The 16166-nt window shown below is 55.6% G+C and carries 8 protein-coding genes; 2 read left to right on the top strand and 6 right to left on the bottom strand.

What is annotated here, in order from left to right:
- Positions 1-233 precede the first annotated feature (233 nt).
- The 3 genes from LA756_RS23000 to LA756_RS23010 form a co-directional block, all read right to left on the bottom strand.
- Positions 234-6695 carry a hypothetical protein gene (locus LA756_RS23000; RefSeq protein WP_224437069.1) on the bottom strand — a complete coding sequence of 2154 codons (6462 nt, stop codon included), beginning with the start codon at positions 6693-6695 and terminating at the stop codon, positions 234-236.
- Positions 6692-10132 carry a hypothetical protein gene (locus tag LA756_RS23005; protein ID WP_224437070.1) on the bottom strand — a complete coding sequence of 1147 codons (3441 nt, stop codon included), beginning with the start codon at positions 10130-10132 and terminating at the stop codon, positions 6692-6694. Before LA756_RS23005 ends, LA756_RS23000 begins: the two co-directional genes overlap by 4 nt.
- 330 nt (positions 10133-10462) lie before the next feature.
- On the bottom strand, positions 10463-11242 hold the full coding sequence (locus tag LA756_RS23010) for an inositol monophosphatase family protein (RefSeq protein ID WP_224437071.1): 780 nt from the start codon (positions 11240-11242) through the stop codon (positions 10463-10465).
- 384 nt (positions 11243-11626) lie between these two features.
- Here LA756_RS23010 and LA756_RS23015 point away from each other — a divergent pair, with 384 nt between their 5' ends.
- Together LA756_RS23015 and LA756_RS23020 are read left to right on the top strand one after the other, a co-directional pair.
- Entirely contained in the window at positions 11627-12325 is a 699-nt protein-coding gene (locus LA756_RS23015; RefSeq protein ID WP_224437072.1) for a hypothetical protein, read from the top strand.
- A 2-nt stretch (positions 12326-12327) separates the two neighbouring features.
- Positions 12328-12870 carry a hypothetical protein gene (locus LA756_RS23020; RefSeq protein WP_224437073.1) on the top strand — a complete coding sequence of 181 codons (543 nt, stop codon included), beginning with the start codon at positions 12328-12330 and terminating at the stop codon, positions 12868-12870.
- A gap of 356 nt (positions 12871-13226) precedes the next feature.
- On the opposite strand, the gene LA756_RS23025 is transcribed toward LA756_RS23020, so the two are convergent.
- The 3 genes from LA756_RS23025 to LA756_RS23035 all read right to left on the bottom strand — a co-directional run bounded on the left by LA756_RS23025 (position 13227) and on the right by LA756_RS23035 (position 16136).
- Complete coding sequence (locus LA756_RS23025) at positions 13227-13808, bottom strand: RNA polymerase sigma factor (RefSeq protein ID WP_224437074.1); 582 nt, start codon at positions 13806-13808, stop codon at positions 13227-13229.
- 233 nt (positions 13809-14041) lie between these two features.
- Positions 14042-14344 carry a hypothetical protein gene (locus tag LA756_RS23030; RefSeq protein ID WP_224437075.1) on the bottom strand — a complete coding sequence of 101 codons (303 nt, stop codon included), beginning with the start codon at positions 14342-14344 and terminating at the stop codon, positions 14042-14044.
- 502 nt (positions 14345-14846) lie between these two features.
- The gene (locus LA756_RS23035; RefSeq protein ID WP_224437076.1) at positions 14847-16136 is read right to left on the bottom strand and encodes an amidohydrolase; all 1290 of its coding nucleotides are present in this window, start codon (positions 16134-16136) and stop codon (positions 14847-14849) included.
- Between the last annotated feature and the right edge of the window lie 30 nt (positions 16137-16166).

Below are 16166 nucleotides of genomic sequence, written 5' to 3' on the forward strand. Positions count from 1 at the left end.
GAATAGCCAAAGCTGAATTTAGCCGAGAGCGTTTGCCGCCGATCGTTTGGCTGCGCTTCGCTTGTCATTGGAAACACATCCTCCTCACGACCGGCTCGGATTGTCTGTCTGAGGAAGCGGTAACCTATCAGAATTGCAGAAATGTGCCAAGCCGAAAGCCTGGCGGTTTACCCCGAAGTCAGCATCTTCGAGTGCTAGCTGTTAAACGGCGTAGAATAATCGGGCAACGTACGTTAGCTACGCGTCATCAAAGCCGCTGAGCGGATCGGTAACGACGCCCAAGCTACCGCGGCAATGATTAGCAATCCGATGAAATGAGGCGGCAGGAAGAGCCACCAGAACAGCCCCAGCAGCACACCGCAAATCTGAGGGTTACGCGTCATCCAATCGGAAGCCACGTGCGAAACACGATCGATGATGGGGTGCCGAACCAGCATCAAGCCGATCGCGGCAAACGCCAACACGCTGGCCATCAGCGGCGGCCAATACGAATAGGTACGTGTCGATGCTGGGCGAACCGTTAGCGTCGGGCTGATCGTCGAAAGTCGGAAGTAATGGAACCGATCGTCCAGGCCATCGCGAATGGCCGCCAGCGAGTTCGGCACATAGTTCCCGGTCGTTCGATCTGACACCGACCAGGATTCCACTTCCGCCGCATTGTCGCCGAGCAACTGCCGGATAATGTCGCGCGTTTGTTCAGGCGTTTCGCCTCGCTTTCGCAGCAGTTCCTGGTACTGCGTCAGAACGGCAAACGCTTGTTCGATTCGTAGTTTGTTCCAGCGTTGGATTTCCAAAGAACCGATCCCGGATTGGGTATCGCGCGAAGCATCTTTCAGATCGAACGCGGTTAGAATCTGGTCGCGATGCCAAACCATCCGATCGAGATGAGGCGTACCTTCCAGCGTCCATTGCGGAGGCAACGCGACGCGAAGCATCTCTTCCACATTGCTGGAGAAGTCGGGTGTCGGCCGCTGGAATTGTTGCAACTGATCCGGCAAGCTGGTCAACTCGGTCCGGAAAGCAATCTCGACTACCTGCGGCAGGCTGTTCGACTTCAATGGAATGGTGATGGTGTCGTCATTCTTTTCGACATGGTGCTGTCGAGCGAAGTCGACGCCGACGGCCAGTATTTCGACCGAGCTTGGCAGTTTGAAATCGATGGAAGGATTGCCTTGCGGCATGACCGAAACACGCGTCAAGCCGAACGCATGTTTCCGCGTATCGACTTGAATGGTGGTTTCCATGCTGGTGATCGATGGCTTGCCGGTTGGGTTAGAACGCTGGAACATTTCGCAGCGATAGTCTGGCCGCGTCGCACTCAGCAGCTGATGCGATTCCGGCGTGTTGGCAGTCAGCCAGCGTAGCGAAGCGGTGGTGGGATTGAGGGCCTGGGAATACCACAGCACCTCTTGGTCGTCCACTTCTCGCGGAACGGCGACCCATTGGCTGACACGATGTTGACCGATCAAACGAATCGGAGAGAACGCCAGCCGACGCCCAGGAAGCGTTTTCAGCGTTCCTGTCCATTCAAATTCCGAAAGCCCTGGCAGCGGCGACTTCGGCACCAGCGTGTAAACGTATCCGGAATCGTCCGGTAGCAAACGTGACTCCACGTGGAAGTCTTCGATCGAGTCGATGTCGAGCTCGATTTCCTTCGGCACAAGCCACTGAAGCGATCCAACGCTGCCGCTTCGAATGTCGAGCGTGCCGACCCATTTCAGTTTCCAGATGCCGGACTTGCGATTGACGATCGTCAGCAAGTCGCTCGAAATCACGACATTGTTGGGAAGGACCTGCCAGACAGTAGGTTGATCGGGATCGACAAGTTGCCACTGCCCGACGGTCACTAGTTCTTCCTCGGTCGACTCGGCCGATTCTTCCTGCAGCGGAACCAGATTGCTCGAGCGAGGCGAGCGGATCAGCACCGCGTGATCGCGTGCGACTTGGACGCGGCAAGACTGCGTGTGAACTTCACGGATCTTGATCGGATCGATGGTGACGTTCATCGATTCGGTTGAACGCCAGCAGCGGCCATCGATGGAAAGTTCCTGCAGCCCGCTGACATTACTCAGCAACAGCACGCCTAGTTCGCCCGAGTCGCGGTCATAGTGCCATTGGATTGGACGCAAGAGTCCGTCGACAAGGTACTGCACCGAATCGACGTCGCAGTCAGGCATCATCTGCACAACATATTGCTTGGCCTGACCGGAATAGGTTTCGATCTGTGCTTTTAATTCAAAGTTGTAACCGTCGGCATCGAAGTCGAGTCGATAACGGAGGTCGGCATTGCCGCGTGTGGCAATCGGCCGCGTGGAAATAAGCCAGTCAAGCGGCTCCATGGTGGCCACGGCAACGGCGAAGCGGAAGTTGGGCGATTCTTCCCCCCAGTCCCGCAGGAACTCGTCTTGCGACAAGATACTGACACGCGATTGAGCCTGACTTTGAACTTGCAGCTGGCTGATCGCGGACACCGCCACCCAGCGTCGCTGGAGCGAACCATTGAGGACTTCGATGTTGGGGAATCGGAGCTGCCCAACAAGCTGCGCCCCTTCCAGCGAGAAGCGAAGATCGATGCTCTCGATCGGCGTTTCTTTCTCAGCCAGGCTGATTGCATACGTCCGTGTCGAAGCGGAGACACTTGTCGATTGCACTTCGGCCGTCCAGTTGAGCGTTTCTGGCATGTCGAGCGAAAGCCGCGAGTCGACCGCCAGCAAGATGGGACCCATCTCTTGAGGACGGCTCGTCAAGTCGAGCCGAACGCGGAGGTTGACGTCGTCCTCGTTGAACTCAAGCAAGTCGAGTTCGCGAAATTCAAACTTGGTTTGCAGTTCCGGCGATTTCCATTTTAGATCGAAACCAGGGACACCGCCGAGCGGAATGGTTTGCCGAATATTGGAAGCTTCGATGGAGACTTCGCGATTGGCGAACTCGATTTTGGGAGACCCCATCTTCATCGAGTCGGCGATGGTAACGGCCGTGCTGATGTGAGAAGGGGTTTCGATGTGCAGCGAAAGGGGCATGCTGCCGCTGCTGATCACCGGCAAGCTGCTTTTGATCACCACCGTGTGCCGCCCCATTTCTTTCAGTGGAAGCACGAGTTCGCTGGTAGTGGTGTCGAAAGGATTCGGCAAGATGCTGCCGCTATCGGTCGAAGTGCTTAACTGGTCGACCGCCGTGCTCAGTTCGGTGCCGAGCTGGGCGTCGAAGGGAATGCGAACCGTTTGATTGGTTTTAAGCGTCACCACTTCGATGTGGGTCGTCACGGCAATTTCCGTGGCTGGCTGCACGGAATCGATCAACGTGATCTCGTACCGCATTCCTTCCACAATACTTTGTGGCAGTGCTCCTTGCGGTTTGTCCGAGAGAGCATTAAGACGCTCGTACAGCGGAAGCGGCAAATAAGCTTGGCCGATCGGCTTTCGGTCAGGTCCCATCGGAATGAGCACTGGATAAACGACGTTGCTCTTCGCTGTCTCTTGGGCCGACGCCGGTGCGATTGTTTCAGTGACTAGCGACACCGCCAACAAAAGGGACATGCTGGTCACCGTAACAGTCGACCCAGTGGTGTAGTTAGTTGGGGATTGGCTGAACGGAATACGGAGAAACGCTCCGATCCCGCCGAGCACGATTCCTAAAAATCCTGCGGAAGTGAGAGGAGCCATTGCATCTGGCAGCCACGGCGTGATCGCGACGATGACGAACAGGGCAATGAAAAACGGGCGTGGGAACTGAGCGAAACCGTACAGTCCGGCAAAGAAAACGATCAGCAGAATGGCAATCGCCGTCAGACTCAGGGAAACGCGATGCACAATCCACAGCGTTCCTTGCGGGAGAGGGACGGTGTCGATCTGAGCAGCTTGATCGGCTTCTTCCATCGACAACAACGCCGCTTGAAACAGACCCGACCAAAGTCCTTGCTGCATGCGACGGCCGAATGTCGACCAGCGTGGGCTGGGATATTGAATTCGATCGAGTCGACTTCCCAGCGCCAGATGTTCGTGCTCGGTCGACGTAGGAAACTGCGAAACGGCAAACGATGGCGCGACGCCGCGAAGCAGACGAATTGGTCCAGGCGAAACGTGATAATGCAACTCGAGACTTGCCGAGACGGATGACTCCGGTATCTCGACTTCGACGATGTCGCCCGTTTGTTTCCAGTGCGACCAAGGTTCGTCTTGCCACTGGACAAGATCGACTGTCGCGTCGGCTGGCAGCGTGAAGGTGGCCTTTGTGGCATCTTGTGTGACGATGTTCCAAACGGAGTTCATCCGCTGAGTGCCGTTATTCTCGATGCTTAACGTGTGATCGGCGGTCGTGGCGAAAACGCCTGGCAGTGGCTGAGTGCCTGACCAATCGCAGAAGACCAAGTCGTCGATGTTCTCAGCCAAACGGCGGATCTCGTCAGGGCGATACTCCAGTCGCGTGACGTCTTCCGACTGCGATGGCGACGGCGAATCGAGATAGACTTTTCGCATCAAGATGGGATCGACGGTGAGGTGACACGACTGTGGCGTTGTCATCGTGAGCGTGCCGCTCTGTGAATCAGACGACGGAACCGCCAGCAGTAGCGGAGCGTCGAATCGTTGGTTCGATTCAGGGAACTGCCCTCGTAGCGTTAATGGAAACGCACTATCGGAAGGCAGGTGAAGCTCGTAGATCGAGTAAGGTTCACGCTGGCTGGCATTGTCGCCTGAGGATGTTGTAATCGCCGTCCAACGAATCGGAGCCAGCTCGGTGGTCGTCCACTTTACTTCCGGCGTCCATGGTTGCGTCGACCAAACAAAAACCGTTTCGGGGATCAGCCCGGTACCGCTCAGGCGAATGGCCGCTTGCTGCTGCGTGTTCGATTCCGTGGCTTGAATCTGGACGTCGATCTCAGCTTCGTAGGTGGCCCGTTTTCGTGTCACACGCATCAAGTGCTGAACGTCGGATCGGCCACGGATCTCGAATGCGGGGATGGTCCACTTCGAGCCAAACATCCGTTTGATATCGCTTGGAGCATCGGCAATCGGCTTGCGAGCCACCAGCCCTTCCGGTTCCAACTGCAAGTCGAACCCTGGGGCTGGTTTTACCGAGACCCATTCGGTATTGCCAATCCCTGGTGGGAACGCGAAGGGGCGAAAGTCGGCCACTTTGAGATTGCCGAAGTCGTTCTCGCGGGTTCGTCGCAGTTCGATCTGCAAATCAGTCGGTTCCGGCGAATTTTCAATTCGGAGTACCCGCTGTTCGTCCCGCGTCGTTTCTTCCCATCGCACCGACGAACCGCTAGGGAACTGTACGATTGATTCCGCTTGCCAGCCGGGCGACAGCGGAATCTCGATGTAGTCGGTCGTCAGACCTCCTTCGAGAATTCGGATCACGCTTTCGGACTGAATGACTAAGTCGTTGACGGTTGTCTTGTGGACGAGTGCTGTACGGAGCGGTTCGTGACGGCGGAACAATTGCAGACCAATCTGAGCGGTTTCGTCGAACAAACGAAACTTCAAGTTCGAGCGACCGAGCGAATTGTGCGGCACGAAATCGACTTGCTGGGCATTCTTAAGTGAGCAGTACGAAAGGTTAATCCCTTCATCAAGCTGCACGGCGACCACATGCGATTCGGTCGGCTGCGAGGTCACGCTGATAATCGGTAGATCGATCCGGGAGTAATCGCGAATCGAAATCGGAGCAAGCCCTTGGACCGAAACGGCTGCCGTTTCCCCCATCGTGAACAACGCTTGCGGCAGTCGCAAAATCTGCTGCTGATCGGACGTTTGCTGGAGATCGAGCGAATCGACCGTTTCGCCATTCACAGTCGCTTGCGTTACCGTCAACTCGGCCGGAATGGTGAGATCAAGCGTCGACGCCGGTGGCGACTGCAACGAGACTTGCGCGGTCACTTCGCACAGATTGTCTTGCACAATGTAACGCGTCGACTGCGTCGCGATAGCGGCATCGGTCTGAAAGAGCCGATCGCTGGCAATCAGCTTGAAACTGAGACGCCCTTGCCACTGGGGGCTTAGGTGCCATTGGCGGGTTTCTTCCAGAACGGGAGCTTCCCCTTCCTCTTTCTCAGGCGATGCCAACATCACCCCTTCACCCAGCACCACTTCCCAATCGGCAGGCAAATCGAGATAGAAGTCGATCTTCGGAGCGAACGGCAACTGCAAGTCGACGTTCAGCTCTTGCTGTGTTCGAGCGGAAGCCTGGTAGCTCCAGTCGAGCGTGAAATTCTCTTGCGGACGCTGGAGGAAGACGCCAGAGCGATCACCGCTGCCGCCGACCCACAAGTTAGGCATCGGGGAGAGACGCTCGGTTTGATCGAAGTAGAAAAGGTTCGATTCTTCCAGAGAAACAAACCCTGGCCCGGCATCCTGATTGGCAGCCATCGTAAACTGGGCCGTCCCTTGCAGGATGCGACCATCGAGACTCGCCCGATAAGTCAAACTTTGCAGAGGGAGATCTTGCTTGCGATCGTCTTGTTGCTGCGAGAACTGACGGATGAGCTGTTCAAAATCATCCAGCTTCATCTGCGGAGCGAACTCGAAGCCGGTTCGCGGCCATTCCTTCGATCGATTCTCTGGCACGTAAACGCGTTGGAATTCCAGATTTGTCGGAGGTGGCGTTTCCTGCGCGGCGCATGTCATCGCGATACTGCTTGCCATCAGACAAGCCGCGAGCGATAGAACGAGCTTACGCAAGCACCAATCGATCATCGAGATTGTCCACTGGAAGGTACCGTTGCTGGCATCGAAGTGGTGGAAATGGCGGAGTGATTGCCAGACGCCGACGGCGGCGACGAAGGCACCGAGGCCTGGCTATCGCTGGACGAACGTGCCCGGACGGCCGACTTGACCGGAGTGCGGTACGACGCGAGACGGTACAGCACAATTCCGAGAATGGCGAGCATGATGCCCAGCGTGGACATCTCGCCCAAGAGAACCGCGAAGTCAGGATACGCGACGGCGAGTGCAACGGTGACGATTGCCGCGGCACCAAATACCAGGACATGCCGTGTTTGTGGTAAGTAGAAGAGGGTTAGCAAGATCGCCAACGCCGCGCCGGAGAAGATCAGCATGAGGTAGCTGGTCTTTGCCGACGTGATCTGAACGTTTTCGATCGGGCCGATGGTGCTGTAGAGCGATCGGTTCATCCCGTCTGGATAGCCGGTCGTGATGTTGGTCTTGGCGAGGCTTTCCAACTGCTTTTGCGTCATGCGAGCCGCACGGCGATAACGCCCATGGTTCCAGGCCCAATCCATTTCTTCGGACATGTTGGAAGCAGACAGGACAAGCCAATTGCCAGGGGTGATCAACTGCAAATAGGTGTAGCCCCCTTCACGACCAGGCTGACTGGTGCCGAGCACCGAGTTCTCGATCTCCGGCGAGTTGACCGTCATCGACGACGCGACTCCTTCCCCGGCTGGGTACTTGTACCACAGCTCGAGGCGATCGCGTCCGGTGTCGCTGTGCTGGGGGATTTCCAGTTTCAGCTGATTGTCTTTCAAGGTGAATGGCTGTTCGGTACCGTTCCAGAACAGTTCGACCGACTCGGCGCCAGCAGGCAGCTTGACGTCTAGTTCATCGGCCGAAGTTCGCAGAGTGAAGACGGCCCGATCGCGACGTTCGTCGGGAGTCAGTGCCACTTGCAGCCAATGGAAGTCAACGACAACGCGGTCGTCCGATTTCGGAACGAGGAAAGGTGCCGCAAATCGAATTTGCCCATACTGATCGCCAGGGATCTGGACCGTTTGGCCTTCCTCGGAACTGGGGAACGATTGCCAATTGTCGGTCTTGGAAAGCACGTCGACCGGTTGTGGCGAATTGAACGTCAGTTGCAACGGCTTGAAGTCGACATCGATTCCCTCTTCCGACATGGCGTCGACTTTGGGAGTCATGAGATCGAGTTGGTATTCGCCGCTGTCTGGGGTCACTTCCGATAGCAGCGGCTTGTACCGCAGCTTGATGCGATAGGGGGGCGTCGCGTTGGCGAGCGAGTAAACCATGTTCTGCGAATCGCCCAGCACAACTTTCTGCCCGGCGACATCTTCCGAGTTGATCTCGGCGGTTGTGACTTGGAAGAAGTAAACGCTATCAGGTAGATTGAAAACGGCTTTCTCAGGCGAGCTGTGGAATGGTTCGTACGTGAACTCGTGAATGACTTCGGCTTCGTCGTTTCCCTCGGCCAGTTTCACTGTGGCGGTCGAACCAATGATCAATCGCGGAATGACCGATGTCAGCTTCAAGCCAAGTTGCAACGCCTCTTGATTGGGGGATGCACGGAGAACGATCGTGCCTCGTTCGCCCGAGAGTTCCACTTCCTGGCTACGACTTCGATCGAGCTGGAAGCCTTCGCTCTTTTCCGATTGGAAGCGGATCTCGATATTTTCGTCGGGAATGGCGGTGACGGTCGCGGTGCCGAGCGGTTCGGCACGAGGAATCGGCCATGGCAATGTAATTTCCGAAGGGGCGTCCCCTTCATGATCACGTTGTGCTTTGACGTTGACTTCGATCGTTCGATAAGGGGCGTTGGTCATTGCTTCGGCCCCGGTTTCGCTGGCCAACGGCAAGATCAATTGATCGGCATCTCCTTCGGCAATCTGCCAAAGTGCGGCTCCTTGAGTGTCGACGGCGTCGATTGTCCAGCCATTCAAATCGATGATCAAATCGTCGTTGTAGCTTCGGGGGAGACGATATGACAGCTTGGCGATCAGTTGCGAGTTGAGCTTGCCGACGAACAGTTCGTAGTCGGATTTGACGCGCGCGGTCGACTGGATAGGCAGCGTATGCAGAACCAGCGTGGCCGGTTGCTGGTCGTAAGAGAACGTGGCGCGATAGGTCATCGCATCGCTGGAACGGGAAGATTGTTCGCGAAGGACGCGCGGGGTATCCCATGTCACATGTACGTTTCCAGCCGCGCTGACACTGAGCGTTCCGTCTTGTACGTCGCAGCCTACGATATCGAACTGGCCGATCGTAAAGCGACGTTTGCCTCGGTCGCCGGGGACGGGCTCGGTTTGTCGTGTTTTGATGGTAACCGACTTGGGCCCCTTGGTCGGTTCGTCGAGTTCGACCAGAAGCCGATTGCTGAATGTCTGGCCTTGGCTTGGCTGAGGGCGAATCGTGTAGTCGGCCGTCGACGTGGTGGGTGGGATAAACTCCGCGTCGTCGTCGATCTCGACAATGAAGGAATCGAACGGAATCGTCGTGCTTTCGACCTGCAATGTGGCTTCGGTGGTGACCGTTTCTTCGACGTCGACCGAGGCAATGATCTGCCCTTTCGCTTTCAACGAAACAGGCTGCTCCGACATCGCTTGTTCGTCGAATCGCCAGCTTAGGCTCAGCGTCCCTCCGGCAAACTCGAGCAGTTTCATGCTGTGCCCGATGGGAGGAAGCTCTGGAAGGTCTTTTTCGACCATGCTTCCTTTGTGCGAGACATTGGCCCCGGGCTGCGGAATGTCGAGCTTTACGACGCACTTGGTGTCGGCCGGCAAGTTGGTTTCCAGCGAGGTCTCGTCGCTACGAACCGAAAGGGGAAGCAGGGCTTGAACGCGGAACGTGACCGGCGTGTTAGCTTCCGGCGACAGCAAGACTTGATCTCGATCAGGGAACTCGCACCAGAGCGAATAACCGTTGGAGGCCATGTTGGCGCTAGGGCGGTCGAGGCGAGCTGATAGATCGGGATAGACTTCGACAGGCGAGCGGAAGATAGCGTGCTGTAGCCCGATCGGTATGCGAATCCAGCCTGAGGCGTGCGGGACGACTTCATACGTCACGTCGAGCAACGCATGAGAACCTTCGATACTGATGTTGGCGGTGACATCTTCCAGCGAGTATTTCGGCAGGTTCTTGGGGGTACTGTTCGAGTAAAACTCTTTGTACCACTTTCGGAACTCTTCGGCGGGGAAGTCGATCACGCGTTCGAGCGGGCCATTCTCTCCGATCACGCTATCTTCGATCGGGAAGTAATACAGACCAGGCGCGCGTTCTTCGATCTTCGGTGCCGGAGTGGTTGCCTGGGCGAATGCGTCGGAGGCGGTCAGGCAAAGTCCCAGAGCAGCAAACACCAGCAGCGCGATGCGGCATGCGCGTGACCAGCTTCGAAAGCTGATCCCCGGCAGTGCGGAACGATGTTCGCGGCACGCGGTGTTCATGAAGTCGAGAAGTATCCGGAAAAGGAGGAGTCTGAAAAGGTGCCCACAGGTACTTGGGGCATAGGCCAAGCGGCGGATGTCTGCCTAGGAGATAGTGTCCTGTACGTAGGAGCAGGGACGGAGCCTATCGTCATTTGGTTCACGATTCCCACCGCTCGCGTATCGTCTCGCTGCTTGGCTTCGTAATCTAGTCTATTAACCCATGACGGTTTGCCTTGAATGGTTAGGGTCATGGATCTACGAAAACTGCGAAATAAATGACAGTCGCACCAATTATACCACCCGCAACTGTCAGGATACCCGTCGCGGAGGCCAAATATGCCCCACTGGCTAAGAAGTCTCGATTTGGGCCTGAAGATCTGCCTGTAGTTGGGGGGTAGCGGTTGCAACGATCTTAGGATTTTGGATGTCAAACGGCTGATCACCGAAACCCCGCACCACTCCCCCGGCTTCCTCCACCAAAATGGCCCCTGCAGCGACGTCCCAAGGCTTGTTGAAAGCCGCCCAATAGGCGTCCATGTGTCCAGCGGCTACATAAGCCAAATTCAGGGCCGCAGATCCGAGGCGGCGAATCCCTTGACACTTGGTCAAAACGTTGATGAAGTCGTCGATGACCTGTGAGCCCTTATCGACGGTGGTGGGAAAGCTGAATGCGATCAATGCTTCATCGAGCGTTTGGGCAGTGCTGACTTCGATTTTCTCGTCATTCAGGTAGGCCCCCTCCCCTTTTTCGGCTTTGAAACAGCGGTCGAAGACGGGGTCGTAAACCACGCCTGCGATTACCTTTCCGGCTTGCGAGAGGCCAATCGAAACGGCGTAATTAGGTAGCCCGTGGACGTAGTTCATCGTGCCGTCCAGGGGGTCGACAATCCAGCAGAAATCACTGCCGGTTTTACGGGATAATCCGGCTGGTCCTTCCTCGCCGAGGAACTCGAAGTCAGGGAAATCGCTCGTCAGGATCTCTTCGATCACCTTTTGAGCGGCGTCGTCGGCATCGGTGACGAGATCGGACTTGCCTTTTTCGCGGACGTTAAATCGCCCCCGCCACTGGGAAAGGACCTCACCGGCAGCCCTTGCGGCAGTTTCGCAACTCTTTAGATAGGAAGACATTACGTTCCTTTCTTGGGGGCATTAGAAGCACGAAGAATCTCAAGATGTCGGCTGCGGTTTTACCATGAAATTTGCCAGTTGGATACTTGCTTTCCACCCTGCTTTGCTTCATAAAATAGGCAAGTCGCTGAGACCAATCGGTTTCGCAAGAAACTTGGCAAATTATTGTGGACACCCTGCCGATTTTTGGTATCATCGACTACATCATTCCCGGAACAGCGGTGAAATACCGCACATACCCGCCTCGCGAGAGTGATTTCGCGACGCATCAACTTCGGCCTCTTCTCTGTTCCGGCCCCGTCAACTCACCTCGGTGAGTGACGGGGTTTTTTATTTCTTGCCGTGGTCTTTCGGCATTCCATCCCATCGAACAAAATCGAGCCCATGAGCAACTCGATTTGGATCTCCGATTACGACGTCATTCACCGCTGCAAGACCGATACATTCCAGCTTTCGGTCGCGGCGTATCCCAACCGCATGAATGCCAAGTACGTTACCCAGCCAAAAAACTGGCAGGTGATGGAATGGAACTTGGAAGGAATCGGAACGCGTGACGAGTTTTACGTTCGCGGCAACGATTTAGTCGAGCGGTACACTTCCGATAAGGACGAACTCTCGACGGAGATCTATTCGCGAGTGCTGCCTGACTTGGATGGCGTTGAGCTGATTCTTTCCCGCCAAACGTCGACGCTCGATTCCGATGCCCAGATGGCGTTGAAAGTTCAGTTCAACGATGCCAACTCGGTGATCACCATGAACAAACAGCTCGAGTGGAACCCGCCGGGGCTGGGGCCAGAGAATCTCGCCCAGCTCAGCGATCCGATGGTTGCTGCTATCGGTTGTCTCGACGCGGTTCAGTACGCCGTCTTCGCTTACCCGGGAGACTGTCCCGCGATCCAAGCGGAACGGACCAACGAGGAAACCGTGGAAGTAACGATCCCTCTTTTCGCATTGCACTTGGAAAAGGGAGTCATCCGACGGTCACGCATTCAGTTCGCTCGGGCCGAGGGAAAAAACGCCATGGAGCAGTTGGCTGCCAAGTATCAGGCCTTCTGCGAATCTGAAATTCCGCTGACCACCTAGCGATGAGTAACGAGGCTCCCGAAAATCCGTTCGCCTCCCCCGCTGCGGTTTCATCGATCGAGTATCGTGAGTTTCATGTAAGCGATCATGAGGTCGCGTCCAAAGAATCGTTTCAATTGATTATTGCCGGCGCATTGGCTTTGATATTTGGCCTGATCTGGCTAAACGCGGCTGTACAGCCCGGCATGGGAACGATCAGCACGCCGTTTCTTATCGGTCATGGACTGCTTGGTTTCATGACAATCAGCTGCGTGGCAACCGTCATCAATCACACTGTCCGCTGGCGTCGCGCGTGGAAACGTTTCCCGATGCAGCTTAACGACGAAGGGCTTCGTGCGAAGTTTCAGCAAGACAATCAATGGATCGGGTACGCGTTTGCCTGGCACGAGATCCGCAAAGTGACGTTCGTCCCACGAAACCGAATGATGGTCGAAACCATCGACGGCAAACAGTGGTTCGCCGATCTTAGCCTGATGAGCGGGCGAAAGTGGCATCCGCTGAAAGAGACTTTAAAGTACTACTCCGATGCGATGGCGATTACGTAGTGCGAGATGCGTCCGAGGCGATCACAACGTGCTAAATATCTGGGTGCCATGCCCTCGTCATCGTGGGCATGCTTTGGCATCGAAGGACATGATTTTGTTTGAGTAAATCGCCGTTAAATCAGGTGTATAACATTCGTGTTCTGACCATTGGAAGACATGCCCACGCCGACGTGGGCATGGCACCCATGGATATTCGAACGATCATTGAAGTTCGTAACTTTCCTGCTGCACCAGGTTAAACGCTGATAGATTGGTCCGCAGGTCACCGCGCATAAAAACGCCCTTGGGCTCGGAGGGTGAACCCAAGGGCGCGGTCAACTCATTCTTGTTACGCGATGGAAGGTGGTGTTGGTCGCCTAAACGGCGACCGCTTCCAGTTCTTCCATCTCCTTGGCCAGACGCTTACGAGCGACGTGCAAACGACGCTTGATCGTTCCGATCGGTGCTTCGAATTCGTCGCTCATTTCTCGCAACGACTGTCCGTCGACGTAGAAGGCTCGGAGCGTATCTCGGTCCATTTCGCCGAGACGTCCCATTCCTACGGCCAGGTTATCCCGGCGTTCGACTTCCAGAATTGCGTGCAGCGGCGTTTCGTTTTCGACACAGACCGAAGCCAAGGCTTCTGGTTCCGTAGCGAAATCGTGCGGCCGACGAACTGCCCGGTTGATGGCCATCCGGGCCGCGATCGAACGCAACCAGCCTGGGAAGGCAGCCGGTTCACGCAACTGGTCCAGCTTCTGCATCGCCTGGATGAAGACGTCTTGAGCCAATTCCTGGGCTTCCCAGTAGTGACGCAGACGCTTCAAAGCGATGGCGAAGACGACCGGCTGGAAGATTTCTACCAGCTGACCGAAAGCGTCGCGATCACCGTTTTGAGCTGCAAGGACCAGATCGACGATCCGATCTCGTTCATCGTTGTACAAGTTTCCGTTCATCATAGTTTCCAGACGTATATATTCAGGGCAGTTCTGGCGAAATGAGTGCATGCGGCGGCATCGACGACAATGCACATGGCAAAAGGAACCCGGCGACGAGTTGAGACCTGGGAATAGATGCGGAAGTAAAAGGCGCATCAAAACAGGACAACTCGGGCTCTCGGGGGCCTAGCGTCTCAGAAGCTTCGCGAATTGTGCGGGACCAACCCTAGCGGTAGTGCTTGGGTTTAAGTCCTTCAGCTTCTGGGTATCAGGCCCAGCGATTCCTCCATTCGGAATCGCATCGAGAGCGACATTGACGGGGTACTGCCTAGTAATAGGCCGCCGCCAAGACATCGCAGAGCATCACACGGCAAACAGTCGGACGGTTTGGGTGGGCTTTGTTTGCCCCACGTTTTCGTCCCGTATTGCCATGTATGGCCATAGAGGCGCAGACCGGTGGCGGATGCTGCATTGCGAATAACATCAACGGCGACCACGGCAACGCGGGCGACGACGGCGGCAAAATTGGCGCGAATGTTGATGATGTTGGAACGCATTGTTTCATCCTCCTACGCGTCTACGCGCAGTGAGAGAACTATGAAGTGGAAGTTTGAAATCCAAGCACCTTCCAGGTACGTGGATCTTGAATCTTAAATCGCCTAAATCAGCTAGGCAACAACAAAGATTCCCCCAGCGTGCGATTAAATAACCGTCAGCAGGGATACCCGGGTAGATGCCCAGGGACCAGAAAAGGTTCGCCATGGCGGAGAAAAAATGTCCAAAACGCCCGCGAACCAGGATGAGAAAAGACTTGTGGTATGTCGCAAGTCTTTTCTGGTGAATAGGTTGCGCTGATCTCGGTCGGTGGAGAAACTTTTCCCGAACCCAGCACTTCTTTCGATCCACAACGGGTTGCCCACGTTGCTTGCAACCTTTGGGAGGCGGAGCCGAATCGAGGTCACTGCGTACCAGCAATCCGATAGATTTACCTCGGTTCGCGACGCTTCCTGGGTTGCAAGCAACCACAGGCTACCCAGGAAGTGCGAATTTGAGAGGTGTTTACTCGCCGACGCTGAAGATCGTTTCGACGTTGCCTCGCAGCAGCTGAGTGCCGAGCTCGATGGCCGACTCTTCCGACCAATTGCGGTCGATAACGAAGTTCTCGGCTAGCACTTTAGCGAGGATTCGTTTGTACATGGCGAACTTCGGCAATGCGAACTCCATCTTGTACATGTCGCTGTAATAGCCGATCTGCTTGGTTCGCGGAATCGCTTCCAGGCGGCTGGCACAGTCTTGCTGGATGAACGTTGGCGTGTTGCTGTACCACCAGTGACCGTTGGCGACGACATTCGGGAAGATCCACGAATAGCTGACCAACTCCTGATTGGTCACGCTTGCCAGAACTGAGATCGGGAACGTGACGTCTGGGAATGCGTTGAGCAGATCTTTGTACTGAATCAGCGAAACGCGGCTATCGTAAAGATCTTGCCCTTGGTAAACACCGGCGGGGAAGACTTTACGATTGACGCCGATCATCAAGTCGAACGGCAGCTTGTAGCTCTGACAGTTCTCGGCCAACGTCCAGAAAATGAAGTTGCTGACGGCACGTTGATCATCTTCGTCAGCACTTGGACCATGGGCGAAAATGTTTGCCAATGCGGTATCGGCACGTGCGTCGGAGACTTTCGTAGGCGCGAACGTCGGAGGCAGCGAAATCGCACAGGCCTTCGCGTTGCGGCGGGTGAAGTGGTCGAACAGTTTGCCGATCGCTTCACGAGCCGACTTAACGTCGCTCACTTCAATGTTGGTGGCTTCGTACAAACGCATCTTCGTGCGAGCATCGGACAGGTGAAACACCAAGTCGTCCGTTCGGAGGCACGGAATGTATTTCGTGCTGTCGAAGCCTTCTAGTGGATCGTCGAAATCGTTCGTCAGAAAGACGCTTTCCAGGCGGCTTTTGCTGAAAACGGTTTCGGTCCAGTTGTCGGCCGACATTTTTTGCTCGGCGTCGTCGTAGAACGATTCCCAGTTGCTGGAATCAATCGTATCGCCGTCGAAATCGAGCAGCTTTTGAGCCATCTCGATGAACCAGCTGTACTGGATCGTGTTGCTGATCGGTCCAAGATTCTCGATCAACCGGCCCACTTTCTCCTTTGGCGAGATCCCTTCTTCTTCGATTCGCTCCTTGGGCATGCCAGCCGAATGGGCGAGCTCGGTGTAGTAGTGGTACCCGAGAATGTCGGCCAGCGTATGGGAGGAAGGATCCAACGCATTGATGTGCGTGTGAGGGTCAATCAGAACAAGTTGGTCGAGCTGTTCAAAGATACGATGGCGTAGTTCGATCGACATATTGATGGTGCACTAATGGGAAAGGGTTTC

It is taken from the genome of Bremerella sp. TYQ1 (assembly GCF_020150455.1).
In the GTDB taxonomy this organism is placed as follows: Bacteria; Planctomycetota; Planctomycetia; order Pirellulales; family Pirellulaceae; genus Bremerella; species Bremerella volcania_A.

Excerpts from the sequence above, each read along its gene's own strand:
- LA756_RS23000 (WP_224437069.1), bottom strand. The coding sequence starts at position 6,695 with ATGATCGATTGGTGCTTGCGTAAGCTCGTTCTATCGCTCGCGGCTTGT.
- LA756_RS23030 (WP_224437075.1), bottom strand. The coding sequence starts at position 14,344 with ATGCGTTCCAACATCATCAACATTCGCGCCAATTTTGCCGCCGTCGTC.
- LA756_RS23005 (WP_224437070.1), bottom strand. The coding sequence starts at position 10,132 with ATGAACACCGCGTGCCGCGAACATCGTTCCGCACTGCCGGGGATCAGC.
- LA756_RS23015 (WP_224437072.1), top strand. The coding sequence starts at position 11,627 with ATGAGCAACTCGATTTGGATCTCCGATTACGACGTCATTCACCGCTGC.
- LA756_RS23010 (WP_224437071.1), bottom strand. The coding sequence starts at position 11,242 with ATGTCTTCCTATCTAAAGAGTTGCGAAACTGCCGCAAGGGCTGCCGGT.
- LA756_RS23025 (WP_224437074.1), bottom strand. The coding sequence starts at position 13,808 with ATGATGAACGGAAACTTGTACAACGATGAACGAGATCGGATCGTCGAT.
- LA756_RS23020 (WP_224437073.1), top strand. The coding sequence starts at position 12,328 with ATGAGTAACGAGGCTCCCGAAAATCCGTTCGCCTCCCCCGCTGCGGTT.
- LA756_RS23035 (WP_224437076.1), bottom strand. The coding sequence starts at position 16,136 with ATGTCGATCGAACTACGCCATCGTATCTTTGAACAGCTCGACCAACTT.